Below are 26,819 nucleotides of genomic sequence, written 5' to 3'. Positions count from 1 at the left end.
GGCCGCGTCCGTCACGTCCCGGACGGCCGCTCCAGTTCGTGCCGGAGGTCCTCCAGCTCGGTGCCGCCGGCCATCTGCCGGGTCAACTCGTCGAGCGTGACGGAGTCCTTGGTGTGGCTGCCGGCCATCACTCCGCGCTTGAGCAGGACGAAACGGTCGCCGACGAGGTAGGCGTGGTGCGGGTTGTGGGTGATGAGGACCACGCCGAGACCCTGGTCCCGGGCGGCGGCCACGTACTTCAGGACGACGCCGGACTGCTTGACGCCGAGCGCGGCGGTCGGCTCGTCGAGGACGAGGACCTTCGCGCCGAAGTGGACCGCGCGGGCGATGGCCACGCACTGGCGCTCGCCGCCGGAGAGGGTGCCGATCGGCTGGTCGACGTCGCGCAGGTCGATGCCCATGCGGAGCAGCGCCTCACGCGTGGTGTCGCGCATCAGACCGACGTCGAGCCGCTTGAAGGGGCCGGAGCCCCTGGTGGGCTCGGAGCCGAGGAAGAAGTTCCGCCAGACCGGCATCAGGGGGACCACGGCGAGGTCCTGGTAGACGGTGGCGATGCCCCGGTCGAGGGCGTCGCGCGGATTGGCGAGGGTGACCTCCTCGCCCTCGATGCGGAAGGTGCCCGCGTCGTGCCGGTGCAGCCCGGCGACGATCTTGATGAGGGTGGACTTGCCGGCGCCGTTGTCGCCGAGTACGCAGGAGATCTCTCCGGAGCGGACCTCCAGGGACACCCCTTCGAGGGCGCGGATGTTGCCGTAGTACTTGCTGACGTCGTCGAGCTCGACGAGAGGAGCGGACTCGGTCTTCGTGGCCGTCGTCACTTGGTGGCCTCCACGCGCTTGCGGATCCAGGCGTTCAGCAGGGTCGCCAGGAGGAGCATCGCTCCCAGGAAGAACTTGAACCAGTCCGGGTTCCACTCGGCGTACACGATGCCCTTGCTGGTCATGCCGAAGATGAGGGCACCGACCGCCGAACCGATCGCGGAGCCGTATCCGCCGGTGATCAGACAGCCGCCGATGACGGCCGCGATGATGTAGATCAGTTCGTTGCCGACGCCTTCGCCCGACTGGACGACGTCGAAGGAGAAGAGCAGGTGCTGGCCGGAGATCCAGGCGCAGAACGCCACGCCCATGTAGAGGCCGATCTTCGTCCGGTACACGGGGACACCGACCGCGCGGGCCGCGTCGGAGCCACCGCCGACCGCGAAGATCCAGTTGCCGAAGCGGGTCCGGAGCAGGATCCAGGTGGCGAGCGCGACCAGGCCGAACCACCACAGGATGGTGACCTTGAACTCGACGCCGCCGATGGTCAGCTGCGAGGCGAAGAGCTTGCGGGCGGAGGAGAAGCCCTCCATGTCGGCGATGGTCTTGGTGGAGACGGTGCCGCTGATCAGCTTGGTGAGCCCCAGGTTCAGCCCCGTCAGCATCAGGAAGGTGCCGAGCGTGATGATGAAACTGGGCAGTCGGGTACGGGTCAGCATGAAGCCGTTGAAGACGCCGATCGCCAGGGTGACGAGCAGCGAGACACCGACGCCGACCCAGACGTTCGCCGTCATCTGGTAGCTGAACATCGACGAGATCAGGGCCGAGCTGGTGACCAGGACACCGGCGGACAGGTCGAACTCGCCGCCGATCATCAGCAGGGCGACGGGGACCGCCATGATGCCGATGGTGGAGGCCGCGTAGAGCACGGTCCCGAGGCTGGAGGGCTTCAGGAAGCTGTCGGCGACCACCGAGAAGAAGACGAAGACGGCGATCGCGCCGACGACCGAGCCGAGCTCGGGGCGGGCCAGGAGCTTCTTCAGCGGGGTGGTGCGCAGGAGCCGCTCGTCGACGTGGTCGATGCCGGACGGCCCGGACGCCGGGGCGGTGGAACTCATCGGGTGCCCCGCTCCGCGTACTCGACGAGCTTCGCGGCGTCGTCCTTGGTGATGATCTGCGGGCCGGTCAGGACCGGCTTGCCGCCGCCGAGGACGTTGGCGTTGTAGCGGTACAGCCAGATCAGGTCGACCGCCTCGTAGCCCTGGAGGTACGGCTGCTGGTCGACGGCGAAGCCGAGGGTGCCGTCCCGCAGGGAGGTCGCGACCTTGGCGTTGAGGTCGAAGGTGTCGACCTCGGCCTTGCTCCCGGCGCTCTTCGCGGCCTGGACGGCGGCGTCGGCGAAGGGCGCGCCGAGGGTGACGACGGCGTCCACGTCCTTGTCCGACTGGAGCTTGGCCTCGATGGACGCCTTCACGTCGGGCATGTTGGTGCCGTCGACGTAGAGGTTGACCAGCTCGCCGCCGAAGGTCTTCTTCGTCCCGGCGCAGCGCTGCTCGTGGCCGACGTTGCCCTGCTCGTGCAGGACGCAGAGCGCCTTCTTCTTCCCCCGCTTGTCGAGCTCCTCGCCGACGGCCTCACCGGCGACGGTCTCGTCCTGGCCGATGTGGGTGAGCGCCCCGTACGCCTTGGACTGCTCGGCGCCGGAGTTCACGGTGATGACCGGGATGCCCGCCTTGACGGCCTTCTCGACGGCGGCCTTCATGGCGTCGGGCTTGGCGAGGGTGACGATCAGACCGTCGACGCCCTTGGCGACGTACGAGTCGATCAGCTGCGCCTGCTGCTGTGCCTCGTCGCTGTGGGCGTAGAGGAAGTTGATGTTGTCCTTGACGGCGGCCTGCTTGGCGCCCTTCTGGACGATGTCCCAGAAGGTGTCGCCGTCACCCGAGTGGGTCACCATGGCGACGGTCCAGCGGGGGGTGTCGACGGCCGCCCTGCCCTGGGCCTCGGCGGCCTTGCGGGCGTCCTCCGCCCGCTTTCCGCCGGTGCTGCTGCACCCGGCGAGCGCCCCGGTGAGCGCGAGCGCGAGCACGGCGCCGACTGCGGCGCGTACCCCTCCTGTCCGAAGCCTGGTCACGAGGCCGTGCCCTCCTTTGTGTCCTTCTGCGTGCATTGCAGTCGTGCATTGCAGTATCGGTCATGCGGATCGTGGCGCTTGTCAGGGGGCGGGTGTCCGGCCACTTCGCCGGTGTGCACCGGCTACGGACGGACCATCAGCTGGAACTCGAAGGAGTAGCGGGCGGCCCGGTAGAGGTGTGAGCCGTACTCGACGGCACGGCCGGTGTCGTCGAAGGTGACGCGCTCCATCGTCAGCAGCGGGGCACCCTCCCGCTCGTCGAGCAGCGCCGCCTCCGCCGCGGTCGCGGCGCGGGCGCCGACGGCCTGACGGGCGCTGTGCAGGGTGAGCGCGGCGGAGCGGAGCATCCGGTAGAGACCGGTGGTCTCCAGGCGTTCGGTGTCGGGGTCCACGAGTCCGGCCGGCAGGTGGTTGCGCAGGTACGCCATGGGCTCGCCGTGCGCCGTGCGGAGCCGTTCCAGGTAGAGGACCTCGCTGCCCTCGGGTACGGCGAGGGCGGCGGCGACCGGTCCGGTGGCGGGTTCGACACGGTTGACCAGGACCCGGGTGGCGGGGAGCTGTCCGGCCGCGTCCAGGTCGTCGTAGAGGCTGCTCAGCTCCAGCGGCCGGCGGACCGTGCTGTGCACGACCTGGGTGCCGACGCCCCGGCGGCGGACCAGGAGGCCTTTGTCGACGAGGGTCTGGATGGCCTGGCGGACGGTGGGGCGGGAGAGTCCGAGACGGGTGGCGAGGTCGATCTCGTTGCCGAGGAGAGTGCCCGGGGTCAGTGTCCCGTTCTCCACGGCGCTCTCCAGCTGCTGGGCCAGCTGGTAGTAGAGCGGGACCGGGCTGGTGCGGTCCACGGAGAGCGGGGGCAGTGAGGAGCCGGACTGCTTGGACACGGGGGGAGCGTAGCCCGGTGCGCTCATGACGGGAAGTCGTGACGTCCGGTTGTCCTGACAAATCCTTGACACCGGTGACGGACGGCTCCACGGTGGGGCCATGCGCATCGGACTCATCGGTACGGGACGGATCGGGAGCTTCCACGCGGGTGTGCTGGCCCGCCACCCGGAGGTCGGGTCCCTGGTCGTGGCGGACATGGACGCCGGCCGGGCGGCCGGGGTCGCGGGAGCGCTCGGGGCGGAGGCGGCACCCGATGTGACGGCGCTGTTCGGACACGCCCTGGACGCCGTGGTGATCGCCTCGGCGACGGCCGCGCACGCGGAGCTCATCGCCCGCGCCGCGCGCTCCGGACTCCCGGCCTTCTGCGAGAAGCCGATCGCGCTGGACGTCCCGGGGACCAGGACCGCGCTCGCGGCGGTGGCCGAGGCGGGGACGGAGCTCCAGCTCGGGTTCATGCGGCGCTTCGACACGGGGTACCGGGCGGCACGGGAGGCCGTGCGCTCGGGGCGGCTCGGCCGGCTGCACACCGTGCGGGCGGCGACCTCCGACCCGGAACCGCCGCCGGCCGCGTACCTGCCGCTCTCCGGCGGTCTCTTCCGCGACTGCCTGGTGCACGACTTCGACATCGTGCGCTGGGTGACCGGGCGGGAGGTCGTGGAGGTGTACGCGACGGGTTCGGACGCCGGCCCCGCCATGTTCCGCGAGGCGGGGGACGTGTCCTCGGCCGCCGCGCTCCTCACCCTGGACGACGGCACGCTGGTCACGGCGACGGCGACCCGCTGCAACGGCGCCGGGTACGACGTCCGGATGGAGCTGGCGGGCGACCGGGACCAGATCACGGTGGGCCTGGACGACCGCACCCCGCTCACCTCGGTGGAACCGCAGGGGCCGGCCGCGCCGGGAAAGCCCTGGCCCGGGTTCCTGGAGCGGTTCGGCCCGGCGTACGAGGCGGAGCTCGACGCGTTCGTACGCCTGGTCCGCGGCGAGGCGGCCAACCCGTGCGACGGCCGGGAGGCCCTGGCGGCGCTGCGGATCGCCGACGCGTGCGAGACCTCGCGCCGGGAGCGGCGTCCGGTACGGCTGGACGGCGCCCCCTGAGAACGCGTCCGGTTCACCACCGGGCGGGTTCCCCTCCGGTTCGCCACCGGACCGTGCGCCGGTTCACCACCTGACCGGGAGGTGCCGGACTCCGCGCATCAGGAGGCCGGGGAGCCACTCCCAGGGCTCGCCCTCGGGGTCGAGCTCCAGACGGGGGAAGCGGTCCAGGAGCGTCCGGAGGGCGATCCGGCCCTCCAGCCGGGCCAGCGGGGCACCCAGGCAGTAGTGGACGCCGTGGCCGAAGGCGAGGTGGCCGCGGGTGTCCCGGCGGATGTCGAAGCGGTCGGGGTCGGGGAAGCGGGCCGGATCGCGGTCGAGCGCCCCGATGCCGACGAGGACGCTCTGCCCCGCCGGGATCTCGGTGCCGCCGAGGGTGACGGCCTCCCGGGTGAAGCGGAAGGTGCCCGTCTCCACCGGCCCGTCGTACCGCAGGGACTCCTCGATCGCCCCGTCCAGGAGGCCGGGGTCGGCGCGCAGCGCGGCGAGCTGATCGGGATGGGTGAGCAGGTTGCGGACGGTGTTGGCGATCAGGTTGACGGTCGTCTCGTGGCCCGCGATGAGCAGCAGATAGGCCATGGCCCGCAGTTCGGGACCGGAGAGCCGGTCGCCGTCCTCGGCGCGGGCGGCGATCAGGCCGGAGAGCAGATCGTCGGCGGGGCCCGCGGCCCGCTTGTCCTCGATGAGTTCGTCGAGGTATCCGGCGAAGCCCCGCATGGCCTCGGCCATGGTGTTCTCGTCGCCCGGGGTGACGAGCTCGGTCGACCAGCGGCGGAAGGTGTCGCGGTCCTCGGCGGGGACGCCGAGGAGCTCGCAGATGACGGTGATGGGCAGCGGGTACGCGTAGGCGTCGACGAGGTCGGCGCGGCCCGCCGGCTCCATCGCGTCGGCGAGCTCCGCGGTGAGCCGCTCGACGCGGGGGCGCAGGCTCTCCACCCGGCGGCCGGTGAACTCGCCCGTGACCAGGCGGCGCAGCCGGGTGTGGTCGGGCGCGTCGGCCCCGAGGAGGTGGACGCCGATGATGTCCTCCTCCGGCGGCCGGACGCCGATCACGGAGGGGGACTTGGCGAATCTCGGGTCGGCGAGCGCCGCGCGCCCCTCGTCGTGGCCGACGATCAGCCAGAACCGGTAACCGTCGGGCATCCGGGCCTCGTGGACGGGGCCTGACGCGCGGAACTTCGCGTAGTAGGGGTACGGGTTCGCGGTGAAGTCCGCGCCGTACTCCCCCAGTTCGATGACGGACATCGAGTCAGCGTAACCGACCTGCCCGAGGCCGACCCGGTGGGTCGGGGTCGGTTCGGCGGGTCGAGGTCGGTGCGTCGGGGCCCGTTCCGGTGGGTCGAGGTCGGTGGCGGGCGGCACGGGCGGTCCCGGGCGGCACGGACCGTGGTTCCGGGTTTCGCCCGGCCGGCCGGGCCGCACGGCGGTCAGTTCTGGTCGTCCTCCTCCAGGAGGCCGGCGTCGTGGACGAGGAGGGCGATCTGGACCCGGTTGTTGAGGCCGAGCTTGGCGAGGACGCGTGAGACATGGGTCTTGACCGTCGGCACGCTCATGTACAGCGCGGCGGCGATCTCCGCGTTGGACAGACCGCGGCCGACGGCGACCGCCACCTCCCGCTCACGGTCGGCGAGTTCGGCCAGACGACCGGCGGCCGCGGTGCGCGGGGGCTGTTCCGGCTGTCCGGCGACATGGCTCATGAGCTGACGGGTGACGGCCGGGGAGAGCACCGGGTCACCGGCGGCGACCCGGCGTACGGCCGCGACGATCTCGGCCGGTGGGGTGTCCTTGAGGACGAACCCGGCGGCGCCGGCGCGCAGGGCGCGCAGCACCTGCTCGTCGGCGTGGAAGGTGGTGAGGACGACGACCTCGGGGGCTCCGGGTTCGGCGCGGAGGCGTTCGGTGGCGGTGAGCCCGTCCACCTGGGGCATGCGGATGTCCATGAGGATGACGTCGGGGCTGAGACGGGCGACGAGTTCGGGGACCTCGCGGCCGTCGGCGCCCTCCCCGACGATCGCCAGTCCCTCGGCGCCGCCGAGCATGAGGGTGAGGCCCGCGCGGACCAGGGGGTCGTCGTCGACGATGAGCAGCCGGATGGTCATGGGGGCCACGGTAGCCAGGCGTGCAGCGCGAATCCGCCGTCGGGGGCCGGGCCGTGCTCCATTCGGCCACCGGCGAGGGCCGCGCGCTCGGTGAGTCCGATGAGGCCCTGGCCGGAGCCGGGGACGTGCGGGACCGCTCCGGCGGGCGCCGGGTTGTGGATGTCGACGGTGAGGCCCTCCCCGGGGCGGCCGCGCACGGTGACGGTGACGGTGGTGCCGGGGGCGTGCTTCCGGGCGTTGGTGAGGCCCTCCTGGGCGATGCGGTAGACGGTGCGGCCGGTGGCCGCGGGCACGGTGGACGGGTCGTCCACGGTGGTGTCGAGCACGACCTCCGCCCCGGCCTCGCGGGACTCGTCGATCAGCGCGCCGAGGGTGGCGAGGGTGGGCTGGGGGCGGTCTCCACCGTCGCCGTTCTCGCCGGGTGCGCGCAGGACTCCGATGATCTCGCGGAGGTCCTGGAGGGCTTCGTGGGCGCTGTCGCGGATGACCCCGGCGGCGCGGGCGACCTGCTCGGGCGGGGCGTCGGGCCGGAACTCCAGGGCGCCGGCGTGCACGCTGAGCAGGGTGAGCCGGTGGGCGAGGACGTCGTGCATCTCGCGGGCGATGGCCTCGCGGGCGAGCCGCTGCGCCTGGGCGGCGCGCAGTTCGGCCTCGGCCTCGGCGCGCCGGGCGCGTTCCCTGAGGGCCTCGACGAGCTGGCGGCGGGAGCGGACGAGCATGCCCCAGGCGGTGACGAGCAGGATGAGGATGAAGCCGATGCCGATCGACAGCCCGGTGTTGGTGGTGGGGTCGGGGCGGACGAAGGCCTGCACGGTGGAGGCGGCGACGGCGAGCGCCCCGATCCAGGCGACCTCGCGGAAGGGGCGGCGGACGGCGACGCTGAACAGGCTCGCGAGGAGGGCGCCCGCGGCGACCGGGGCCACGACGTTCAGCAGCGAGAGAGCGATGGCGAGTCCGGTGGGCCAGCGGCGGCGCAGCCAGAGGGCGCAGCAGGCGGCGGCGCCGAGAAGCTGGTCGACGAGGGTGACGGCCTCGCTGGTGTACTCCGCGCTGGTGTCGGCGGCGACGAGGCCGACGAAGGCCGCGAGAAGGAAGAGCGAGGTGTCCACGACCCAGTCGCGGACGGTACGGCGGGGCCGGGCCGCCCCGCTCCCGCCCGGTCCCGCCAGGTGGGAGGGGAGCAGCCAGCGCTGCCGGTCCGTGCGATTCATATCCGCAATGTACGCAGCCGGGGGCGCGGTGCAGGGCATGGTCGGACCGGGACGGTACCGAAGTCGCGGAGGTCGATACTTCGGTCGCGGGGACGGTGGACCGGCGGCGGACGCGACCGGCCGTCCGGCCGCGCCATGATCACTTCATGAAGAGGTTTCTGGAGGTCACCGGTTTTCTGCTCGCTCTCGTCGGCGTCGCCGGGGTGGTGCGCGAGCTGACGGACGGCTGGTTCCGCCTGCTCGGCGCGACCCGGTTCCTCACCGAGAACGTGTGGTTCCTGGAGGGCCGGGAGCTGTTCGCCAACATCGTGATCGCGGTCCTCGGCCTGGTCCTCATGATCGTGTCGGGCCGGGTGGCGAAGTCCTGAGCCGTCCGTCGCCGTGGCGGGCGGGCAGGCGCCCGTCCGCCACCGAGTCGGTCAGCCGCTCGCCGAGTCGAGACGGGTGACCTCGGCGAGGTGCTCGGCCATGCGGTGCGAGACGGCACCGCTGGTGTAGAGGGCGCCACCGACGACGGCGAAGGGGAGGGAGCCGCCGAGGAGCGCGACGAGTCCGGGCCAGTCGCGTGCCTCGACGCAGTCGTCGTCGTGGACGTACTCACTGGTGAGCAGCGAGGGGCAGGGGCTGCCGCCGCCGTCGCCGTCCTCGTACGGGGTGACGAGGAGGACGGCGAACCAGACCCAGAGCAGCCCGGCCACGGTCAGCAGGCCGAGGCCCCAGCCCTGGGTGCGCCGGGCACGCGCGCGGAACTCGTTGTCGTACGCAATTGAACGCATGATCGAAGAACCTACCGGGCGTCCCGGCCGGCGGCCCCCCGGCCCCAACTGGTGCCCGCCAGAACGAGGATCGCGCCCGCGAGCCCGAGGAGGCCCGGACGGTCACCGGCGATGGCGATCCCCGCGGCGGCGGCCCAGAGCGGTTCCGTACCGAGGAGGAGGCTGACCCGGGAAGGGGAGGTGCGGCGGACCGCCCACATCTGCACGAAGAAGGCGAAGAGCGTGCAGAAGACGGAGAGGAACAGGAGCCCGGCCCACTCGCGCGGACCGAAGTCGAGGGCCACCGCCCAGGGCGAGGCACCGGTGCCGGGGAAGGCCGCGATCACGGCGAAGACCGCGACGGCGGAGCCGAGCTGCACGGTGGTCAGGGAGAGCGAGTCGGCGGACCGGACCGCCTTGATCCGGGACATCGCCAGGACGTGGACGGTGCGGGCGAGGGCGGCGAGCAGCATGAGCAGGTCGCCGAGCGAGGGGGTGGTGAAGCCGCCGCCCTGGGTGAGGAGCACGACGCCCGCGACGGAGAGCGCGGCGGCGCCGAGGAACGCGCGGGGCGGTCCGACCCTGGTGACGGCGGCCTCGGCGAGCGGGGTGAAGATCATGGTGAGGCTGATGATCAGACCCGCGTTGGTGGCGGAGGTGTGGACGACGCCGTAGGTCTCCAGGAGGAAGATCCCGCCGAGGATCAGCCCGAGGGTGCCCGCGCCGCGCCACTGGGCCGCGCTCAGCGCCCGGAGCCTGGTCCAGCCGGCGACGACGAGGACGGGCAGGACCACCGCGAACCGCAGGACGAGCACCGCGATGACGGTGTGGGTGGTGGTGATGCCCTTGGCCGCGAGGTAGCTGGCACCCCAGACGACGGCGACGAGCAGCACGGGCAGGTCGGTGAGCCAGGCCCGGCGCGGGGCGCCTAGCGACACGGGGGTGGCAAAGGAGGACGAAGCTGCCATGGCGGGCCGGTCTCCAACTCTCGAAGCGGGGTGGAGACTTCGACGGCTCGCACACGGAGCGATCACGCTACCCGGACGGGCCCGTGGTGGCTACACCTTTCAGTGGACCGGGGTGGCGGAGCCGGCCGGCCCGGCCGCCGTGACGATGACACCCCTGCCGGCTGCCGCTACGCCCCGCGCCCCGCGCCAAGGATCCCGGTTCAGTCGCCGTAGCTGCCGTACCGGGGGCGGCCCTCCAGCTCGTACGTGTGGACGGCGACGCCCGCGCCCGTGGTGCGGGCGGCGGTCTGCCGGAAGGCGGTGGGACGCACTCCGTCGGAGAAGAGGCGGCGGCCGGCGCCGAGGACCACGGGGAAGACGAGCAGGTGCAGGGTGTCGATGAGGTCGTGGTCGAGGAGGGTGCGGGCGAGACCGGCGCTGCCGTGCATCTGGATCTCGCCGTCGGTGCGCTCCTTGAGGGCGGCGACCTCCTCGACGACATCGCCGCGGAGCAGGGTGGTCCCGGCCCAGTCGGCGGAGTCGAGGGTGGTGGTGGCGACGTACTTGGGGAGGGCGTTGAGCTTGGTGGCGACGGGATCGGCGGGGTCGGCGTGCTTCGGCCAGTAGCCGGCGAAGATCTCGTACGTACGGCGCCCGAGGAGGAAGGCGGTCGGCCGGGCGAAGACCTCGTCGACGAACCGTCCGAAGTCCTCGTCCCCGTACGGAACGGACCAGCCGCCGTGCTCGAATCCGCCGCTGCGGTCCTCGTCCGGGCCGCCGGGGGCCTGGTGGACGCCGTCGAGGGTCAGGAACTGGGTGAGGCTCAGCGTGGCCATGGTGGTGCCTTTCGTCTCCGGTCCATCGTGTCCCACGCGTGCAGACGGCACAGCTCGGCGGAACTCATCGGCGATCGGGGGCGCGGGTGATCGGGCACGGGACGGCGAGCGGGTCCCCGTCCGATTCCCGCCAGCTCCGGGGCGCCCCGGCGACTTTCATTGAACCCGCAACCACTTTTGGCTTCTCCCCACGGAGGTTTCGGGATGTCCACGATGAACGGCACGGCGGTTCTGGTGACGGGCGGCAGTCGCGGGATCGGCGCGGCCACGGCCGTGCGCCTCGCACGGGAGGGCGCCGACGTCGCCTTCACCTACGCCCGGGACGAGGCACGGGCCGAGGAGGTCGCCGCGCGGATCGCGGCGACCGGACGGAAGGCGCTGCCCCTGCGGGCCGACGCGGCCGACGCCGGGGACGCCGCGGGGGCGGTCGAATGGGCCGCGGACGCCCTGGGCCGGCTGGACGTCCTGGTCAACAACGCCGGTGTCGGGGTCCTCGGCCCGCTGGAGTCGCTGGCCCTCGCCGATGTGGACCGGGTCCTCGCGGTGAACGTCCGGGCGGCCTTCCTCGCCTCGCAGGCGGCGGCCGGGCGCCTGCCGGACGGCGGGCGGATCATCACGATCGGCAGCTGCATGGCCCTGCGGGTGCCGGGGCCCGGCGGATCCCTGTACGCGATGAGCAAGTCGGCCCTGACCGGCCTCACCAAGGCGCTCGCCCGGGACCTGGGCGGTCGCGGCATCACGGCGAATCTCGTCCACCCCGGCCCGATCGACACCGACATGAATCCCGCGGACGGGCCGTACGCGGAGGGCCAGGCGGCCCTGACGGCGCTGGGCCGCTTCGGCACCCCGGACGAGGTGGCCTCCCTGGTCGCCTTCCTGGCGGGACCGGAGGGGCGGTACGTGACGGGCGCCGAGTTCTCGGTGGACGGCGGGTACGCGGCGTGACCCCGGAAAGGGTTCGCGAGGGCGCACCGGTGCTGTCGTTCCGGTGCGCCCTCGCGGGCCGGGCGGGGTGTCGTACCCGCCCAGTTCTCGGGTGACCGGGAGCCCTGGGGGTCGGGCGGTGTCGGCCGCCCGACCCCGGAGTCCCGGGACGGCCGGGCGTACCCGGCCTGTCGGTGGTCCCGTCGGCGTCAGCCGCCCAGTTCCTGGTGGCGGGCGGTCAGACGGGCCGCGCCGGCCTCCGTGAGGGAGCCGAAGAGACGCAGGCGGGAGATGCCGCCGTCCGGGTAGATGTCGATCCGCACCCGGGAGCCGACCGCCGGCGTGCCGAGCACGAAGCGGTGGTTGGCGTCGGGCTGGAGGCGGGTCCGGGGCAGGATCTCGGTCCACTCCTCCGAGCCCTCGGCGGCGACGGAGAGCGCGGCCCAGCCGGCGCTGTTGCCCTTGAGGTAGGCGGTGTCGATCTCGACGGCGCGGATCTCGGACTCGGCGACCAGCTGGTAGCGGATCCAGTCGTTGCCCTTGTCGCGGCGGCGGCGGGTCTCCCAGCCGTCGTCCATCTTGCGGGAGCGGCCCGGCTGGATGGTGTTGGTGGCCGGGGAGTAGAAGCGGTCGGAGGCGTCCTCGACCTGGCCGCCGTTCTCCAGGGCCGCGAGGTCGAAGGTGCCGAGGACCCCGAGCCACGCCGGGTCGGGGGCGACCTCGCCGTAGACCCGGAGGCGGGCGATGCCGCCGTCGGGGTGCTGGTTGACGCGCAGGTGCGTGAAGCGCTGCTCGACGTCGACGGCGAAGCCGTTGGCGGCGTGACCGCCGACGGCGGTGCGCGGAACGAGCGTCGTCCACTTCACGTCGTCGGCGAGGAGCTCCTCGGGCGAGGGCGAGCCGGCGACGGAGGCGGCCTCGACGGAGACGGCCTGCGGGTAGTTGCCGCGGAAGTGGGCCGTGTCGAGGACGATGCCGCGGACGACACCGGGCGCGCCGAGCCGTACGAGGGCCCAGTCGTGGTCGTCCTCGGTGGGGTGCGGCTGCTGGGCCGAGACGCCGCGGCGGCGGCGGGTCTCCCAGCCGTCCATGATCTTGCCCTTGTGGCCGAAGTGCTCGGGGTCGAACTCGGCGGCCTCGGGCTTGAGCAGGTTCTCGCGCTCGGCGAAGAACTCGTCGTTGGCGGCGATCACGCCCGCGCCGAGGCGCCGGTCGGCGAGGTCGGCGTACTGGGTGAAGGGGAAGTCGGCCGTCCGGTAGTCGGCGTACGGGTCGCCGCCGCCGTAGGGGCTCGCGTCACCGGTGAAGCTGGGTATGGCGGACACGTCAGTTGTTCCTTTCGAGGAGGCGGCCGGAGGGCTCGGCGAGGGTGCCGTTGTCGGCGATCCGCTCTCCACGCAGCCAGGTGGAAGTGACGACGCCGTGGAGGGTCTTGCCCGCGTAGGCGGTGATGCGGTTGCGGTGCTGGAGGTCGGCCGGGTCGACCGTGAAGGTCGCCTCGGGAGCGAGGACGGCGAAGTCGGCGTCGCGGCCGGCCTCGATGGCGCCCTTGCGGGTGAGTCCGGCGAGCCGGGCAGGGCCCTCGGACATCCAGCGGACGACGTCCGTGAGGTCGAAGCCGCGGCGGCGGGCCTCGGTCCAGATCGCGGGCAGGCCGAGCTGGAGGGAGGAGATGCCGCCCCAGGCGGACGCGAAGTCGGGCGTCTTGAGGTCGGCCGTGGACGGGGAGTGGTCGGAGACGATGCAGTCGATCGTGCCGTCCGCGAGTCCCTGCCACAGCGCGTCCTGGTTGACGGCCTCACGGATGGGCGGGCAGCACTTGAACTCGGTGGCGCCGTCCGGGATCTCCTCGGCGGTGAGCGTGAGGAAGTGCGGACAGGACTCGACCGTGATCTTCACGCCCTCGGCCTTGGCGGCGGCGATGACCGGCAGCGCGTCCGAGGAGGAGAGGTGGAGGACGTGGACGCGGGCGTCGAGCCGGCGGGCCTGGTTGATCAGGTTCTCGATCGCCGTGTTCTCGGCGTCCCGGGGACGGGAGGCGAGGAAGTCGGCGTAGGCGCCGCCCGGGCGCTGGGGCGCTGCGGCGAGGTGGTGCGGGTCCTCGGCGTGCACGATCATCAGGCCGTCGAAGCCGGAGATCTCGGCGAGCGAGGTCGCCAGCCGCTCCTGGTCGAGCTCGGGGAACTCCTCGACGCCGGAGGGCGACAGGAAGCACTTGAAGCCGAAGACCCCGGCGTCGTGGAGCGGACGCAGGTCCTTGACGTTGTCGGGCAGGGCGCCGCCCCAGAAGCCGACGTCGACGTGGGCCTTGGCGCGGGCGACCTCCTGCTTGACCCGCAGGTTCTCCACCGTGGTGGTCGGCGGCAGCGAGTTGAGCGGCATGTCGAGGAGTGTGGTGATGCCACCGGCGGCGGCCGCGCGGGTGGCGGTCCAGAAGCCCTCCCACTCGGTGCGGCCGGGGTCGTTCACATGCACGTGGGTGTCGACGAGTCCGGGCAGGACGACGTCGTCGCCGACGTCCTCCAGCCGGGCACCGGCGGGTACCTCGGCCTCGTACGGCAGCACGGCCGCGATCGTCCCTCCGGAGACGGCGATCGACGCCGGGCGGGTCCCCTCGGGGGTGATGACACGCGTCGAGCGCAGGACCAGGTTGACGTCCACCCGTACCCCTTCTTCAAGTGCTTCGGCGAGGACCGGGTGCTTCGGCGAGGAACCACCCGGCAGGAAATTCAACGAACTGTTGAAGGAGTCTTCACTTCCGGACGACATGTCGTCAAGGGCACAATTCCAGGATCGCCCGTCGGCGAACCCTGCTTGGATGTTTCCACGAAGTGGAATGTAAATTTCGTACAGTAGAACGTAGCTCCACACAGGTGGGGCCGAGCCGGACCGCTCAGGACCGCCGCCGACACCGGACAAACAGGCCCTGACCGGCCCGGACGCCGACACCGGGACCATGTGCCCCGATCGACGGGCCGGTAGGCTGCTGACTTGCCCGCCTGCCCCGAAAGGACCGTTGCCGTGCCGACGTCCAGCGCCAGCACCACCGACGCCGCCAAGCCCGCCGCGAGCGGGGGCGTCCAGTCCCTTGAGCGTGCCTTCGACCTCCTCGAGCGGATGGCCGACGCCGGGGGCGAGGTCGGGCTGAGCGAGCTCTCCGCCAGCAGCGGACTCCCGCTCCCCACCATCCACCGCCTGATGCGCACCCTGGTCGCCTGCGGCTATGTGCGCCAGCAGCCCAACCGGCGGTACGCGCTCGGACCCCGGCTCATCCGGCTCGGCGAATCGGCCTCCCGCCTCCTCGGCACCTGGGCCCGCCCGTATCTGGCGCGCCTCGTCGAGGAGACCGGCGAGACCGCGAACATGGCCCTGCTCGACGGCGACGAGATCGTGTACGTCGCGCAGGTGCCGTCCAAGCACTCGATGCGCATGTTCACCGAGGTCGGCCGACGGGTGCTGCCGCACTCGACCGGCGTCGGCAAGGCGCTCCTCGCCCACACCCCGGCGGAGGAGGTCCGCGCGCTGCTCGCCCGTACCGGCATGCCGGCCGCGACGGAGAAGACCATCACCACGCCGGACGGCTTCCTCGACGCGCTCGTCGCGGTCCGCGAGACGGGCTACGCGGTCGACGACAACGAGCAGGAGATAGGAGTCCGCTGCCTCGCGGTGTCGGTACCGGACTCCCCCACCGCCGCGGCGATCTCGATCTCGGGCCCCGCGGGCCGGGTGACCGAGGCGGCCACGGAGAAGATCGTCCCGATCCTCCAGGAGGTCGCCCGGGAACTCTCGGCGGCGCTGGCGAACACCTCGGGCAACGGCGGGGCGTGACGCCCGGGCCGGACGCCTGATCCCCGGCCCGGGCTTCACATCCGGACGCCCGATCCACCGGCCCGGGCTTCACGTCCCGGGCCGGGGCCCTGGTCCGGGGATCAGACCCCGACGGTCCGTTCGGAGAGTCGTCCGTCGCGGACCTCGACCACGCGGTCCGCGCGGGCGACGTGCGTGCGGTCGTGGGTGACGAGGACCGTGGCCGTGCCACGCTCCCCCGTCAGGCCCGCCAGGAGCTCCACCACCGCGGCTCCCCGCTCGTGGTCGAGCGCGCTGGTGGGCTCGTCGACGAGGAGCACCGCGGGTTCGTTCACGAGGGCCCGCGCGATGTTGACGCGCTGCCGCTGCCCGCCGGACAGCTGGTGCGGCCTTCGCCCGGCCAGATCCGCGAGGCCCACCGCGTCCAGCAGTTCCAGGGCGCGGCTCCGGGCCTCCTTCGGGGCCCGGCCGGACAGGTGTGCCATCACCTGGAGCTGTTCGGCCGCCGTGAGCGAGGGCAGCAGATTGGGCTGCTGGAAGACGATCCCGATCCGCTCCCGCCGCAGTGCCGCCCGCCCTGCCGCGTCCAGCGCTCCCGTGTCCGTACCGGCGACGAGGACCCCGCCGCGGTCGGGGGTCACCAGGGTCGCGGCGACCGCGAGCAGGCTGGACTTGCCGGAGCCGGAGGGGCCGACGACGGCCGTGAGCGTACCGGCGGGTACGTCGAGGGAGACGGCGTCGAGGGCGGTGAGCCGGCCGTCCCCGTCGGGGTAGGTGAGGGTGACGGCGTCGAGGACGAGACTCATCGGGCGCTCCCGAGGGCGGTGAGGGGGTCGACGGCGGTGATCCGCCGGATGGACAGGGCCGCGCCGAGCACGCCGAGCACCACGATGACGGCCGCCGGCCCGAGGACGGTCAGCGGCTCCAGGACGAAGGGCACGTTCCCGCCGCTGACCAGCGCGCCGATGCCGACGGCGAGCGCCGTGCCGAGCAGGGTGCCCGCCGTGAGCATGAGCACGGCCTGCCCGAGGGCGTCCTTGAGGAGGTACGGGGTCGAGGCCCCGAGCGCCTTGAGGACGGCGACGTCGCCGCTGCGCTGGATGGTCCAGACGGTGAAGAAGGCTCCTATGACGAGGGCCGAGATGGCGAAGAGGAAGCCGCGCATCAGCTGGAGGGAGCCGTTCTCCGCCTGGTAGGACCCTATGGCGGTGAGGGCACCGTCGACGGTCCGCGCCTCGGTGCCGACGGCCTTGTCGCCGGCCGCCCAGTCGGTCTGCCCGTCGCCCCGGAGCGCGATGACGGTCGCCTGTTCCTCCACCGTGGTGCCGGTGTGGCCGAGCCGCTGCCAGTCGTCGAGCGAGGTCCACACCACCGGGGTGTGGCTGTACGAGGCGTCGCCCGCGACGGCCGCGACGGTGAGGTCGAGCGGGCCGAGGCGGACCGCGTCACCCGTCGAGACGCCCAGCTCCCGGGCCGCCGACTCGGAGAGGACGGCCTTCCCCCGGGCGGGTGCCACCGGAGCGAGTCCGGCCTCCGGCTCCGTACCGAAGGCGGAGACGGCGGCGGTACGGTCCCCGGCGGCGCCGTTGAGCGTACGGATGCCGAGGGGCGCCGCGGCCGTCACTCCGGGCCGATCCGCCCAGCGGCGCCACTGCTCCTCCGTCACCGTCGAGTTGGTGAAGGAGACCGACTGCCCCGACGGCGGCGCCGCGAAGGCCAGCCGGTCGGCGGACAGGCCGGTGACCGCGGAGATGTTCTCCCGCGCGAGCCCGGCGGTCAGCCCTGACAGCAGCCCCACGAGCAGGGTGATCAGGACGATCACGGTGCCCATGAGGGCGAATCGCCCCTTGGCGAATCTGAGGTCTCTCCATGCCACGAACATGCTGACCAGAGTGGTCCGGGCGAGGGCCGCCGGGCATCGCGCCACGGATGGCTCCGCAATCAAACTTTCGGTTGAGTCCGGATTGTCTGCCGCTGTCTAGGCTGGAGGGGACATGGATCTCCCCGCCTCCCTCCTCCACCCCGCCCGGGCTCCCCTCGCCCCCGCCCTGCGCGTGCTGCGCCTCTGTCTCCACCTCCTGATGGCGGGCCTGCTCGCCCTCGCCGCGCTGCGGGCCGATTCGGCCGCCGGAACGGTGCTGGCGCTGGTGACGGGCGCGGTCTACGCGGCCGGGTCGTACCTGCCGTCCGTACGGGAGTCGCAACGGGCCGCCGCCGTGTGGCTCGGCGCCCTCGGCGTCTCCTGGCTGGCGATGCTCTGCCTGACCCCGGAGGCGCTCTGGGTGGCCTTCCCGCTCTACTTCCTGCAGCTGCACCTGCTGCCCGTCCGCTGGTCGCTGCCCGCGGTGACGCTGACGGCGGTCGCGGCGATCCTCTCGTACGTGGGACACGGCGCCGCCCTCAACCCGGGGGTCTTCATCGGGCCGCTGCTCGGTGCGGCGGTCGCGGTGGCGACGGTCCTCGGCTACCAGGCGCTCTACCGGGAGAGCGAGCGGCGGCGCCGTCTCATCGAAGAGCTGATCGCGACGCGGGCGGAGCTGGCGGCGGCGGAACGGCACGCGGGGACGCTCGCCGAGCGGGAACGGCTCGCCCGCGAGATCCACGACACGCTGGCCCAGGGCCTCTCCTCGATCCAGCTGCTGCTGCGGGCGGCCGAGCGGGCCCTGCCGCCGGGTTCTCCGGCCGCCGGGCACATCGACCGGGCGCGGCAGGCGGCCCAGGACAACCTGGCGGAGGCGAGGCGCTTCGTACGGGCGCTGTCGCCGCCGGACCTGGAGCACGGTTCCCTCGCCGCGGCCCTGGAACGGCTGTGCGAGCCGGGGGTGGGTGACTACGGGCCGGCGGCGGGGCCGTACGGACCGGGGGCCGGGCCTCGGGTCCGGTTCTCGGTGAGCGGTACGCCGGTGGAGCTGCCGACCCCGTACGAGGTGGCGCTGCTGAGGATCGCGCAGTCGGCGCTCGCGAACACGGTGCGGCACGCGGCGGCCTCGCGGGCGGAGATCACGCTGTCCTTCATGGACGCCTCCGTGACCCTCGACGTCGTCGACGACGGTACGGGCTTCGAGCCGGTCTCCGTGCGCCCGTCGTCCGACGGCGGCTTCGGGCTTCCGGCGATGCGCTCGCGCGCGGAGTCGCTGGGCGGCACGTTCACCGTCGAGTCCGCCCCCGGCCAGGGCACGGCCGTCGCCGTCTCCCTCCCCCTTCCCGCAGGAGTCTGAAGCATGACCATCCACCTCCTCCTCGCCGACGACCACCCGGTGGTACGGGCCGGCCTGCGCGCGGTCCTGGACACCGAGCCGGACTTCACCGTCGTCGGGGAGGCGGCGACCGCCGAGCGCGCGGTGGAGCTGGCCGCCGCCGGGGGTGTGGACGTGGTCCTGATGGATCTGCAGTTCGGCTCCGGGATGCACGGTTCGGAGGCGACGGCGGCGATCACGGCGGCCCCCGGCGGGCCGAAGGTGCTCGTGCTGACGACGTACGACACGGACGCGGACATCCTGGCGGCGGTGGAGGCGGGCGCCTCCGGCTACCTCCTGAAGGACGCGCCGCCGGAGGAGCTGGCGGCGGCGGTGCGGACGGCGGCGGCCGGGCAGTCGGCGCTCGCCCCGGCGGTGGCGCACCGGCTGATGGACCGGATGCGGACGCCGGCGGAGGCGCTGACCAAGCGTGAGCTGGAGGTGCTCCAGCTGGTGGGCGAGGGCCTGTCGAACCAGCAGATCAGCAAGGTGCTGTTCCTGAGCCAGGCGACGGTGAAATCGCATCTGGTGCACATCTTCGCGAAGCTGGGCGTGGACTCGCGCACGGCGGCGGTGGCGACGGCGACGGCACGCCGGCTGATCCGGCGGTAGGTTCCGCTTCCGGCGCGGCCCCGGCGGCTCCGGCTCCCGGTTCCGGGGTCAGTCCAGGGGTTCCCTGGGCGGGGGCGGACCGAAGAGTTCCACCGCGCGCCGGACCCCTGCGAGGCCCTCGGCGAGGGCGCTGACGGAGCCGACGGAGCCCGCGACGATCAGCAGGGAGCGGCGCAGCCGCCGAACCTCGGGGGCGCCGCTGAGCGCCATGGCGTCGAGCGCGGCGAGTTCGCCCTCGGCTATGCCCCGATCGGCGAACTCGACCCGGTGGGCCGCCAGTTCGCGTCGGAGCCGGGACACGGCGGACCGCAGTTCGGCCACCCTGGGGTCCACACCCTCGCCGGTCACTCGCCTCTGCCCCACGCTTCGCAACATGGTTCTCCCCCTCGCACGACACTGTGCGCAGAACTCCACACTCCGAACACTCCGAGCCGACCCGTCGGACGATGGTCGGGCGCCGTGAGTCGCGGTCAGTTAACTCCTTCGCCACCCCGGCGCGCCACCCTCCGAGGGCGGAATTCAGGCGACCGTGTGATTCCGCCCGATGCGGTATGCAGTCCCCATGACAACTGCGCATGATCGAACCGATGTCCGCGCACCCGTGGTCGCGGGTCTCCTGCTCGCCGCCGGCGGCGGGCGGCGGCTCGGCGGACGGCCCAAGGCACTGCTCTCCCACCGCGGGCGCCCGCTCGTCGAGTACGCGGTGGGGGTGCTGCGCGCGGCCGGCTGCGAGGTGGTGCACGTGGTGCTCGGCGCGTCGGCCGGCGCCGTACGGGAGCGGGCGGAGCTGCCCGGGTGCGTGCTGGTGGACAACCCGGAGTGGGCCGAGGGGATGGGTTCCTCGCTGCGGGCCGGGCTCGCCTCGCTGGCCGCCGACGGGCGCGGGGTGGACGCGGCGCTGGTCCTGCTGGTGGACCAGCCGGGGATCGGGGCGGAGGCGGTGGGCCGGGTGCGGGCGGCGTACACGTCGCGCGATTCGCTGGCGGCCGCCTCGTACGACGGGCAGCGGGGGCATCCGGTGCTCTTCGGGGCCGGGCACTGGGCGGGGATCGCCGAGCTGGCGGTGGGCGACCGGGGCGCGCGGGACTATCTGGCGGCGCACCGGGATGCGATCACGCCGGTGGACTGTTCGGATGTGGCCGAGCCCTACGACATCGACACGGAGGCCGATCTGGCGCACCTGGAGTGAAGGCGATGGCACCCAGCGCCATGTTGTGTCGATCCGGAGAATCTCGACATCAACAAACCATTGAACTTCCACCATGAGGAAACTAGTATCCACTGTTCAGAAGCGCCTGCTAGTTCAGAGGGCGCTCGCGGCCGTATCTCGGCGCCTGCGGCACTCCGTGCCGTCCCGCGCGACGCCCGGCGGCCGCCTGGCACGCCCGTGAAGTCCGCTGAAGGAAGTGACAGTTCATGTCCGCACCAGCGCCGTCCCCCCTGGCCGTCGTCGATGCCGAGCCCCTGCCGCGTCAGGAAGAGGTGCTCACCGAGGCCGCCCTGGCCTTCGTCGCCGAACTGCACCGGCGGTTCACCCCGCGCCGGGACGAGCTCCTCGCCCGCCGAGCGGAGCGTCGCGCCGAGATCGCCCGCACCTCCACCCTGGACTTCCTCCCGGAGACCGCCGCGATCCGCGCCGACGACTCCTGGAAGGTCGCGCCGGCCCCGGCGGCCCTGAACGACCGCCGTGTCGAGATCACCGGCCCGACCGACCGCAAGATGACGATCAACGCGCTCAACTCCGGCGCGCGCGTCTGGCTCGCCGACTTCGAGGACGCCTCCGCGCCGACCTGGGAGAACGTGGTCCTGGGCCAGGTCAACCTGATCGACGCGTACGACCGGAAGATCGACTTCACGGACCCGCGCTCGGGCAAGTCGTACGCCCTCAAGCCCGCCGACGAGCTGGCCACGGTCGTCATGCGGCCCCGCGGCTGGCACCTGGAGGAGCGTCACCTCACCTTCGACGGCCGCCCGGTGCCGGGTGCGCTCGTCGACTTCGGGCTGTACTTCTTCCACAACGCCCAGCGTCTGATCGACCTCGGCAAGGGTCCGTACTTCTACCTGCCGAAGACGGAGTCCCACCTGGAGGCCCGCCTCTGGAACGAGATCTTCGTCTTCGCCCAGGACTACGTCGGCATCCCGCAGGGCACCGTCCGCGCCACGGTCCTCATCGAGACGATCACGGCCGCGTACGAGATGGAGGAGATCCTCTACGAGCTCCGCGACCACGCCGCCGGGCTCAACGCCGGCCGCTGGGACTACCTCTTCTCCATCGTCAAGAACTTCCGTGACGGCGGGCCCAAGTTCGTCCTGCCGGACCGCAACGCGGTCACGATGACGGCCCCGTTCATGCGCGCGTACACCGAACTCCTCGTGCGCACCTGCCACAAGCGCGGCGCGCACGCGATCGGCGGCATGGCGGCGTTCATCCCGTCCCGCAAGGACGCCGAGGTCAACAAGGTCGCCTTCGAGAAGGTCAAGGCCGACAAGGACCGCGAGGCCGGCGACGGCTTCGACGGCTCCTGGGTCGCCCACCCCGACCTGGTCCCGATCGCGATGGCCTCCTTCGACGCCGTCCTCGGCGAGAAGCCGAACCAGAAGGACCGCCTCCGCGAGGACGTGTCCGTCGCGGCCGGCGACCTCATCGCCATCGACTCGCTGGACGCCAGGCCCACCTATGCGGGCCTGGTGAGCGCCGTGCAGGTCGGCACGCGCTACATCGAGGCGTGGCTGCGCGGCCTCGGCGCCGTCGCCATCTTCAACCTGATGGAGGACGCGGCCACCGCCGAGATCTCGCGCTCGCAGATCTGGCAGTGGATCAACGCGGGTGTCGAATTCGAGCACGGCGGAAAGACCGTGAAGGCCACCCCGGAGCTGGCCCGCAAGGTCGCCGCCGAGGAACTGGACGCGATCCGCGCCGAGATCGGCGAGGAGGCCTTCGCGGCCGGCAAGTGGCAGCAGGCCCACGACCTGCTGCTGCACGTCTCGCTCGACGCGGACTACGCGGACTTCCTGACGCTGCCGGCGTACGAGCAGCTGGTCGGCTGACCTCGGAGGAGTACGGCTGACCCGGCAGCCCGCACAGCGGTCGGACAGCATCAGGACAGGGCTTCGTCCCCGGTGTCGCACAGCACCGGAGGCGGGGCCCTGTCTCCGTTCCCGGCCCGCTCCCCGCCCCCGTTCCCGGCCGCTCCCCCGCCCCCGCCCGGCCCGCTCCCCACCTCCGTTCCTGTGGGTCCACAGGGGACGTGACGGAACCGAGATATGCAGCTACCTAGCGGTAATAAGCCGGGGGGTGACAGATTCCGCCATGCCACCGGCCGGCGGCTGTCCCCCACGTCACTGCGTACCGCAGGAGCACAGCCATGCCTTCGACCCCCCACCGTGCGCTGCGCGCACTCCTGGCACTGTGTACCGCCGCCGGGCTCGCCTCCGTCGCCGCCCCCGCCGCCCACGCCTCCCCCGGCACGGGTCCCACCGCCGTCGTCACCATGGGCGACAGCTACATCTCCGGCGAGGCCGGCCGCTGGCTCGGCAACAGCCTGACCAACTCCGGCAGCCGCAACGGCACCGACCGGGCCTGGACGGGCAGCGCCTACGACCCGTCCCGGGTGTACGGCACCACCGCGGGCGGCTGTCACCGCTCGGACACCGCCGAGGTCAGGAGCGCCGGGCCGATCGCGAGCTCCCTGATCAACCTGGCCTGCTCCGGGGCGACCACGAAGAACGTCTTCCGCGCCTCGCAGGGTGGCCAGGCCTACCGCGGCGAGGCGCCCCAGGCCGACCAGCTGGCGGCCGTGGCCGCCTCCCACGACGTGGAGCTGATCGCGCTGTCCGTCGGCGGCAACGACCTCGGCTTCGCCGACATCATCAGAGCCTGCGCGACCGACTACATCGTCTGGTACTCGTACTGCCACGACGACCAGCAGGGTGAGGTCGACGCCAGGATCGACGGCGTCATGGCGGACGTCGGCCGCTCGGTCGACGAGATCCGCGCGGTCATGACGGGCGCCGGATACAGCGCCTCCGACTACCGGATCGTCCTCCAGTCGTACCCCTCCCCCATCCCGCGCTCCTCCGAGAACCGGTACGTCGAGAGCGGCTGGTCCCGTACCAACACGGGCGGCTGCCCCTTCTGGAACGCCGACTCCGACTGGGCCCGCGACTCCCTCGTCCCCCAGCTCGCCAACCGGCTGAAGGGCGTCGCGGCGGCCAAGGGCGTGCAGTTCATGGACCTGCGGGACGCCCTCCAGGGGCGTGAGGTGTGCGCCAGGGCGAGCCGTCAGGTGACCTCGACCGCGCCGGCGTCGGGGACGAGCAGCGAGTGGGCGCGCTGGATCGACAGCCAGAGCACGCAGGGACTCGTCCAGGAGTCCATGCACCCGAACGCCTACGGCCAGCAGGCCCTCGGCCGCTGTCTGGCGCTGGTCCACGCCCGCCCGACCGGAAACCACAGCTGCCGGAACACGGCGGGGGCGGGGCCGTCGGGGATGTACCTCACGACGGGCTGACGCACCTCGGTACAGGTGCCGACACGCGTCGGCACCTGTACCGGCCGGAGCGTCCCTCGGCGTACCCGGGTCTCAGTGCGGGACGAGACCGAGCGGGCCGAGCACCCGCTCCGTCTCATGCCGGTCGGCCGCGGCCATCGCCCGGACCAGGGCGGCGGAACCGCCCGGCCAGGACGCGGCCGCCGTGTCGAAGGCGGTACGGCGGGACTCCAGGGGCCCCTGCTTGGCCGGCAGCGCGTCGAGCAGGAACAGCGCCCGCGCCGAGATCCGTACCTGGATCAGGTCGGAGGGCTCGCCCCGCCCCCGCAGGGCCTGATGGGCGTACGCGCCGACCACCGGGTCGCGCAGGGCGCCCCGCAGGGCGTCGGGCGGGGCGGTGGAGGTGTCCAGGGCGGCGAAGAGCCCACGGACGGCGGCGGCGTCGGAGGTGCCGGCGTGGACGGTGCCGAGCGCGGCGAGCAGCTGGGACCAGGCGTCGGAGCCGTCCCCGCGCGCGTGGAGCCAGTCGGCGAGCACGCACGAGGCGACGGAGGCCGGCCAGCCACCGGCGGCGGCCACGACGTCGGGCGCGGCCCATCCCGTGACCTCGGTGACGTCGGGGGCGGCGATCCCCCGCACCCCGAGCAGATAGCGCACGACCCCGGCACCGCGCGGGGTGAGCCCGAAGGCGTCCCCGGCACGGAAGACCAGGCCGGTGGCGGCGAGCCGGTCCACGACGACGGCCAGGTCGCGGGCGGGTCCTTCGAGCCGGGCCCGGTCGGCCTCGGTCAGGTCCGCCGCGCCCACGAGTCGCACGAGCTCCGGCAGGGGCGGGGGCGTGTACGGCCCGGGCGGCACCTCGGCCGGTACGGGTACGGGCACGTCCTCCAGGTCCGGATCGACGGCCCAGTCCTCGTACTCGGCGGCCTTGCGGGCGACGGACTCGGCCGAACAGCCGCGCCGGTAGACCACGTACAGCAGATGCGGGGCCTCCCCGCCGTACGGCTCGAACTCCTCCTCCGTCAGCTCCTCGACGGCGGCGATGAGGGCGTCCGCGTCCGCCTCGAAGGGCCCGGCCTCGACGGCGGGCGGCGGGGGTACGGGGAGGGCGACGTCCCCGTAGTGGTCCAGGTGCTCGTCCAGAAGGGCGTCGGCCAGGACGAGGTGCGGAAAGGCGTCGGGCCCGGGCGCGAAGCGCGCGTACGGCCCGGCGAGCTGTTCGGCCAGCCCGGCGGCGGTCCACCGGTCCTGGAGGGCGGCGGCCACCTGCGCGATCCCGGTCGCGACGGCGTGGTCGGTGAGCAGCGGCCCGGCGGCGGGCGGCGCCTCGGCATCCCGTACGTACGCGCGTGTGAGGGCCTCGGAGAGCAGGACGTCCGCGAGCGCCGTCCGCCCCATCAGGTCGGCCCGGTGGACACCGTCGGGCAGCGGCGCCCCGTCGAGGGCTGCGAGGCGGCGCCGGACGTCCTCGGGGTCGGCGAGGTCGGCGCCGCAGGTGCGCAGCAGCGAGGCGTACCAGCGGTGCCAGGTGAGGTTCCCGGGGTCGGTCATGGCCCGCTCGAAGTCGCCGGTGGTCTCGCCGAGCGCGACGGCGACGCGCTCCCCCCGTTCTCCGTCGAAGCGCGCCGCGAGACGCCCGACGACGGCGGGGTAGGCGGCGAGCGTTCCGGGCGGGGCGTAGACGAACGTCGGCAGGTCCTCGACCAGGAGCTGTCGGACCAGACCGGGCGTGGGCTCGGGCACCCCGCTCTCCCGGTCGGCCCCTCGGAGGGCCAACAGGCCCAGCACCGCTTCGGCGGCACGCACGAAAACGGGATCGCGGCGCTCGGGTGCTCCGTCGAGGAAGCTGTCGAGCCCGGTGTTGGTGAGAACGGTCTCGGCCACGCTTCCCAGGGTAGTTCGGCGGGGACGAATCGGGCGTACGACGCAGGCGACGGGGCTGAATCAGGGGCGGAATCCCCCGGCGGGGAGACGGCGGGCCGAGATGTGACGGTCCGACGCCCCGGTCGAACACGTCAGCGCACCACCACCGTCCGGGGTGCCGAGAAGTCGCCCCAGGTGCCGTCGGGGAGCCGGGCGCGGAGGGTGACGGTGTAGCGGGTGCCCGGGGGGTCCTGGACCGGGAAGGTGTAGGTGGCGCGGCCGGGGGGCGGGGTGGTGCCCCAGATGATGGTGGTGGCGAAGCGGCCGTTGAGGTGGAGTTCGTGATGGGTCACCGGGGCGCCCGCGTCCGGTGGGGTCCAGGTGACGGTGATCTCGCTCCTGACCGCGGTGACGGCGAGGCGGGTGGGGGCCGTGTTCGCCGGTGCGCCCGGGGACGGGACGGTGGTGAGGTCGGCGGGGGCGCTGTCCGCGGAGGAGTTCTCGGCGGCGTCGCGGGCGCGGACGGTGAACGCGTAGGCGGTGCCGGGGCGCAGTCCGGTGACGTGGGCGGTGGTGGCGGTGCCGGGGACGGTGTGGATGCGGGTGTCGGCCTGGTAGATGTCGTAGGCGGTGACCCGGGTGTCGTCCTTGGAGGCGGACCAGCGGAGGGTGACGGCACGGCCGCCGTCGGGGGTGGCACGGAGCGCGGACGGCGTGGTGGGGGGTGTGCGGTCCTCGGCGGCGGCGCGGAGGGTGGTCGCGGTGACGGTGGCACTCGGGGGCGAGACGTTGCCGGCGGCGTCGTGGGCGCGGACCGTGAAGCGGTGGACGGTGGCGGGGGCGAGTCCGACGACGTCGGTCATGAGGGTGGTGGCGGGGAGCGTCCTGACCTTGCGTCCCTCGCTGTAGACCGCGTATCCGGTGACGGCGCGGTCGTCGGTGGCCGCGCTCCACATCACGTGGACGGTGCTCGCGCTGCCCGCGGTCGCGGTGACGCCGGTGGGAATGGTGGGGGCCCGGGTGTCCTCGACCTCGGGGGCGGCGGCGGCCGAGCACCCGGTGAGGGCGAGCGTGAGCAGGAGGGTGATCAACAGGCTTGCGGGGAGCGGGCGTTGTGGGGGGTGCACGATCCGGCCTCCGTCCGTCGGAAAGGTCTGGACCTATATCCCA

General features: G+C 72.9%; 26 protein-coding genes. 9 read left to right on the top strand and 17 right to left on the bottom strand.

Features of this window, described 5'->3' with window-relative positions:
- Positions 1 to 11: 11 nt before the first annotated feature.
- The 4 genes from IE311_RS23900 to IE311_RS23885 all read right to left on the bottom strand — a co-directional run bounded on the left by IE311_RS23900 (position 12) and on the right by IE311_RS23885 (position 3,734).
- Entirely contained in the window at positions 12 to 818 is an 807-nt protein-coding gene (locus IE311_RS23900; RefSeq protein WP_189833833.1) for an ATP-binding cassette domain-containing protein, read from the bottom strand.
- Entirely contained in the window at positions 815 to 1,876 is a 1,062-nt protein-coding gene (locus tag IE311_RS23895) for an ABC transporter permease (protein WP_189833832.1), read from the bottom strand. The genes IE311_RS23900 and IE311_RS23895 overlap by 4 nt, the downstream gene beginning before the upstream one ends.
- The gene (locus IE311_RS23890) at positions 1,873 to 2,892 is read right to left on the bottom strand and encodes a sugar ABC transporter substrate-binding protein (protein ID WP_189833831.1); all 1,020 of its coding nucleotides are present in this window, start codon (positions 2,890 to 2,892) and stop codon (positions 1,873 to 1,875) included. The genes IE311_RS23895 and IE311_RS23890 overlap by 4 nt, the downstream gene beginning before the upstream one ends.
- Positions 2,893 to 3,014: 122 nt before the next feature.
- Complete coding sequence (locus IE311_RS23885; protein ID WP_308439826.1) at positions 3,015 to 3,734, bottom strand: GntR family transcriptional regulator; 720 nt, start codon at positions 3,732 to 3,734, stop codon at positions 3,015 to 3,017.
- A 139-nt stretch (positions 3,735 to 3,873) separates the two neighbouring features.
- Here IE311_RS23885 and IE311_RS23880 point away from each other — a divergent pair, with 139 nt between their 5' ends.
- Positions 3,874 to 4,872 (top strand): Gfo/Idh/MocA family protein, encoded by a 999-nt coding sequence (locus tag IE311_RS23880; protein ID WP_189833829.1) that lies wholly within the window; start codon positions 3,874 to 3,876, stop codon positions 4,870 to 4,872.
- 63 nt (positions 4,873 to 4,935) lie between these two features.
- On the opposite strand, the gene IE311_RS23875 is transcribed toward IE311_RS23880, so the two are convergent.
- From IE311_RS23875 to IE311_RS23865, 3 genes are all read right to left on the bottom strand, one after another.
- Positions 4,936 to 6,114 (bottom strand): cytochrome P450 family protein, encoded by a 1,179-nt coding sequence (locus IE311_RS23875; protein WP_189833828.1) that lies wholly within the window; start codon positions 6,112 to 6,114, stop codon positions 4,936 to 4,938.
- Between the two features lie 182 nt (positions 6,115 to 6,296).
- The gene (locus tag IE311_RS23870; RefSeq protein ID WP_189833827.1) at positions 6,297 to 6,968 is read right to left on the bottom strand and encodes a response regulator; all 672 of its coding nucleotides are present in this window, start codon (positions 6,966 to 6,968) and stop codon (positions 6,297 to 6,299) included.
- Positions 6,965 to 8,179, bottom strand: coding sequence for a sensor histidine kinase (locus IE311_RS23865; RefSeq protein WP_189833826.1), 1,215 nt, complete (start codon positions 8,177 to 8,179; stop codon positions 6,965 to 6,967). Before IE311_RS23865 ends, IE311_RS23870 begins: the two co-directional genes overlap by 4 nt.
- Before the next feature lie 146 nt (positions 8,180 to 8,325).
- Between IE311_RS23865 and IE311_RS23860 the strand changes: the two genes are divergently transcribed.
- A complete protein-coding gene (locus tag IE311_RS23860) occupies positions 8,326 to 8,547 on the top strand; it encodes a hypothetical protein (protein ID WP_189833825.1) in 222 nt (73 codons plus the stop codon).
- 51 nt (positions 8,548 to 8,598) lie between these two features.
- On the opposite strand, the gene IE311_RS23855 is transcribed toward IE311_RS23860, so the two are convergent.
- From IE311_RS23855 to IE311_RS23845, 3 genes are all read right to left on the bottom strand, one after another.
- Complete coding sequence (locus IE311_RS23855) at positions 8,599 to 8,955, bottom strand: hypothetical protein (protein WP_189833824.1); 357 nt, start codon at positions 8,953 to 8,955, stop codon at positions 8,599 to 8,601.
- Positions 8,956 to 8,966: 11 nt separating this feature from the next.
- The gene (locus tag IE311_RS23850) at positions 8,967 to 9,902 is read right to left on the bottom strand and encodes a DMT family transporter (protein WP_189833823.1); all 936 of its coding nucleotides are present in this window, start codon (positions 9,900 to 9,902) and stop codon (positions 8,967 to 8,969) included.
- Positions 9,903 to 10,102: 200 nt separating this feature from the next.
- Positions 10,103 to 10,717, bottom strand: a complete 615-nt coding sequence (locus IE311_RS23845) for a dihydrofolate reductase family protein (protein ID WP_189833822.1) — start codon at positions 10,715 to 10,717, stop codon at positions 10,103 to 10,105.
- A 204-nt stretch (positions 10,718 to 10,921) separates the two neighbouring features.
- On the opposite strand from IE311_RS23845, the gene IE311_RS23840 reads away from it, so the two are divergent.
- Positions 10,922 to 11,662: an SDR family NAD(P)-dependent oxidoreductase gene (locus IE311_RS23840; protein WP_189833821.1), complete on the top strand. Its 741-nt coding sequence runs from the start codon at positions 10,922 to 10,924 to the stop codon at positions 11,660 to 11,662.
- A gap of 188 nt (positions 11,663 to 11,850) precedes the next feature.
- On the opposite strand, the gene alc is transcribed toward IE311_RS23840, so the two are convergent.
- Together alc and allB are read right to left on the bottom strand one after the other, a co-directional pair.
- Positions 11,851 to 12,966, bottom strand: a complete 1,116-nt coding sequence (gene alc, locus IE311_RS23835) for an allantoicase (RefSeq protein ID WP_189833820.1) — start codon at positions 12,964 to 12,966, stop codon at positions 11,851 to 11,853.
- Position 12,967: 1 nt separating this feature from the next.
- Positions 12,968 to 14,302 carry an allantoinase AllB gene (gene allB / locus IE311_RS23830; RefSeq protein WP_189833819.1) on the bottom strand — a complete coding sequence of 445 codons (1,335 nt, stop codon included), beginning with the start codon at positions 14,300 to 14,302 and terminating at the stop codon, positions 12,968 to 12,970.
- Positions 14,303 to 14,662: 360 nt separating this feature from the next.
- Between allB and IE311_RS23825 the strand changes: the two genes are divergently transcribed.
- Positions 14,663 to 15,469, top strand: a complete 807-nt coding sequence (locus IE311_RS23825) for an IclR family transcriptional regulator (RefSeq protein ID WP_189833818.1) — start codon at positions 14,663 to 14,665, stop codon at positions 15,467 to 15,469.
- 101 nt (positions 15,470 to 15,570) lie between these two features.
- On the opposite strand, the gene IE311_RS23820 is transcribed toward IE311_RS23825, so the two are convergent.
- Complete coding sequence (locus tag IE311_RS23820) at positions 15,571 to 16,254, bottom strand: ABC transporter ATP-binding protein (protein ID WP_189833817.1); 684 nt, start codon at positions 16,252 to 16,254, stop codon at positions 15,571 to 15,573.
- The gene (locus IE311_RS23815) at positions 16,251 to 17,330 is read right to left on the bottom strand and encodes an ABC transporter permease (RefSeq protein ID WP_189833816.1); all 1,080 of its coding nucleotides are present in this window, start codon (positions 17,328 to 17,330) and stop codon (positions 16,251 to 16,253) included. Before IE311_RS23815 ends, IE311_RS23820 begins: the two co-directional genes overlap by 4 nt.
- A 112-nt stretch (positions 17,331 to 17,442) precedes the next feature.
- On the opposite strand from IE311_RS23815, the gene IE311_RS23810 reads away from it, so the two are divergent.
- On the top strand, positions 17,443 to 18,666 hold the full coding sequence (locus IE311_RS23810; protein WP_189833815.1) for a sensor histidine kinase: 1,224 nt from the start codon (positions 17,443 to 17,445) through the stop codon (positions 18,664 to 18,666).
- 3 nt (positions 18,667 to 18,669) lie between these two features.
- Entirely contained in the window at positions 18,670 to 19,296 is a 627-nt protein-coding gene (locus IE311_RS23805) for a response regulator (RefSeq protein ID WP_189833814.1), read from the top strand.
- 48 nt (positions 19,297 to 19,344) lie between these two features.
- Here IE311_RS23805 and IE311_RS23800 read toward each other — a convergent pair whose 3' ends face one another.
- Positions 19,345 to 19,671: a DUF5955 family protein gene (locus IE311_RS23800; protein ID WP_189833813.1), complete on the bottom strand. Its 327-nt coding sequence runs from the start codon at positions 19,669 to 19,671 to the stop codon at positions 19,345 to 19,347.
- 187 nt (positions 19,672 to 19,858) lie between these two features.
- Between IE311_RS23800 and IE311_RS23795 the strand changes: the two genes are divergently transcribed.
- The 3 genes from IE311_RS23795 to IE311_RS23785 all read left to right on the top strand — a co-directional run bounded on the left by IE311_RS23795 (position 19,859) and on the right by IE311_RS23785 (position 23,807).
- Positions 19,859 to 20,485 carry a nucleotidyltransferase family protein gene (locus tag IE311_RS23795; protein ID WP_189833812.1) on the top strand — a complete coding sequence of 209 codons (627 nt, stop codon included), beginning with the start codon at positions 19,859 to 19,861 and terminating at the stop codon, positions 20,483 to 20,485.
- 227 nt (positions 20,486 to 20,712) lie between these two features.
- Positions 20,713 to 22,344 (top strand): malate synthase A, encoded by a 1,632-nt coding sequence (aceB, locus tag IE311_RS23790; RefSeq protein ID WP_189833811.1) that lies wholly within the window; start codon positions 20,713 to 20,715, stop codon positions 22,342 to 22,344.
- Between the two features lie 317 nt (positions 22,345 to 22,661).
- Positions 22,662 to 23,807, top strand: coding sequence for a GDSL-type esterase/lipase family protein (locus IE311_RS23785; protein WP_189833810.1), 1,146 nt, complete (start codon positions 22,662 to 22,664; stop codon positions 23,805 to 23,807).
- A gap of 72 nt (positions 23,808 to 23,879) precedes the next feature.
- Here the strand turns inward: IE311_RS23785 and IE311_RS23780 are convergent, their stop codons facing one another.
- Together IE311_RS23780 and IE311_RS23775 are read right to left on the bottom strand one after the other, a co-directional pair.
- Positions 23,880 to 25,670, bottom strand: coding sequence for a hypothetical protein (locus tag IE311_RS23780; protein ID WP_189833809.1), 1,791 nt, complete (start codon positions 25,668 to 25,670; stop codon positions 23,880 to 23,882).
- 131 nt (positions 25,671 to 25,801) lie between these two features.
- Entirely contained in the window at positions 25,802 to 26,776 is a 975-nt protein-coding gene (locus tag IE311_RS23775) for a fibronectin type III domain-containing protein (RefSeq protein WP_229902107.1), read from the bottom strand.
- Positions 26,777 to 26,819: the final 43 nt, after the last annotated feature.

Source organism: Streptomyces zaomyceticus (assembly GCF_014656215.1).
Lineage (GTDB): Bacteria > Actinomycetota > Actinomycetes > Streptomycetales > Streptomycetaceae > Streptomyces > Streptomyces zaomyceticus.
This window is presented reverse-complemented; position numbering and strand designations above follow the sequence as displayed.

Bases quoted from the DNA above. Each gene is read 5' to 3' on its own strand.
- IE311_RS23895 (WP_189833832.1), bottom strand. From the start codon at position 1,876: ATGAGTTCCACCGCCCCGGCGTCCGGGCCGTCCGGCATCGACCACGTC.
- IE311_RS23880 (WP_189833829.1), top strand. From the start codon at position 3,874: ATGCGCATCGGACTCATCGGTACGGGACGGATCGGGAGCTTCCACGCG.
- IE311_RS23875 (WP_189833828.1), bottom strand. From the start codon at position 6,114: ATGTCCGTCATCGAACTGGGGGAGTACGGCGCGGACTTCACCGCGAAC.
- IE311_RS23870 (WP_189833827.1), bottom strand. From the start codon at position 6,968: ATGACCATCCGGCTGCTCATCGTCGACGACGACCCCCTGGTCCGCGCG.
- IE311_RS23865 (WP_189833826.1), bottom strand. From the start codon at position 8,179: ATGAATCGCACGGACCGGCAGCGCTGGCTGCTCCCCTCCCACCTGGCG.
- IE311_RS23860 (WP_189833825.1), top strand. From the start codon at position 8,326: ATGAAGAGGTTTCTGGAGGTCACCGGTTTTCTGCTCGCTCTCGTCGGC.
- IE311_RS23855 (WP_189833824.1), bottom strand. From the start codon at position 8,955: ATGCGTTCAATTGCGTACGACAACGAGTTCCGCGCGCGTGCCCGGCGC.
- IE311_RS23850 (WP_189833823.1), bottom strand. From the start codon at position 9,902: ATGGCAGCTTCGTCCTCCTTTGCCACCCCCGTGTCGCTAGGCGCCCCG.
- IE311_RS23845 (WP_189833822.1), bottom strand. From the start codon at position 10,717: ATGGCCACGCTGAGCCTCACCCAGTTCCTGACCCTCGACGGCGTCCAC.
- IE311_RS23840 (WP_189833821.1), top strand. From the start codon at position 10,922: ATGTCCACGATGAACGGCACGGCGGTTCTGGTGACGGGCGGCAGTCGC.
- IE311_RS23820 (WP_189833817.1), bottom strand. From the start codon at position 16,254: ATGAGTCTCGTCCTCGACGCCGTCACCCTCACCTACCCCGACGGGGAC.
- IE311_RS23815 (WP_189833816.1), bottom strand. From the start codon at position 17,330: ATGTTCGTGGCATGGAGAGACCTCAGATTCGCCAAGGGGCGATTCGCC.
- IE311_RS23810 (WP_189833815.1), top strand. From the start codon at position 17,443: ATGGATCTCCCCGCCTCCCTCCTCCACCCCGCCCGGGCTCCCCTCGCC.
- IE311_RS23805 (WP_189833814.1), top strand. From the start codon at position 18,670: ATGACCATCCACCTCCTCCTCGCCGACGACCACCCGGTGGTACGGGCC.
- IE311_RS23800 (WP_189833813.1), bottom strand. From the start codon at position 19,671: ATGTTGCGAAGCGTGGGGCAGAGGCGAGTGACCGGCGAGGGTGTGGAC.
- IE311_RS23795 (WP_189833812.1), top strand. From the start codon at position 19,859: ATGACAACTGCGCATGATCGAACCGATGTCCGCGCACCCGTGGTCGCG.
- aceB (WP_189833811.1), top strand. From the start codon at position 20,713: ATGTCCGCACCAGCGCCGTCCCCCCTGGCCGTCGTCGATGCCGAGCCC.
- IE311_RS23785 (WP_189833810.1), top strand. From the start codon at position 22,662: ATGCCTTCGACCCCCCACCGTGCGCTGCGCGCACTCCTGGCACTGTGT.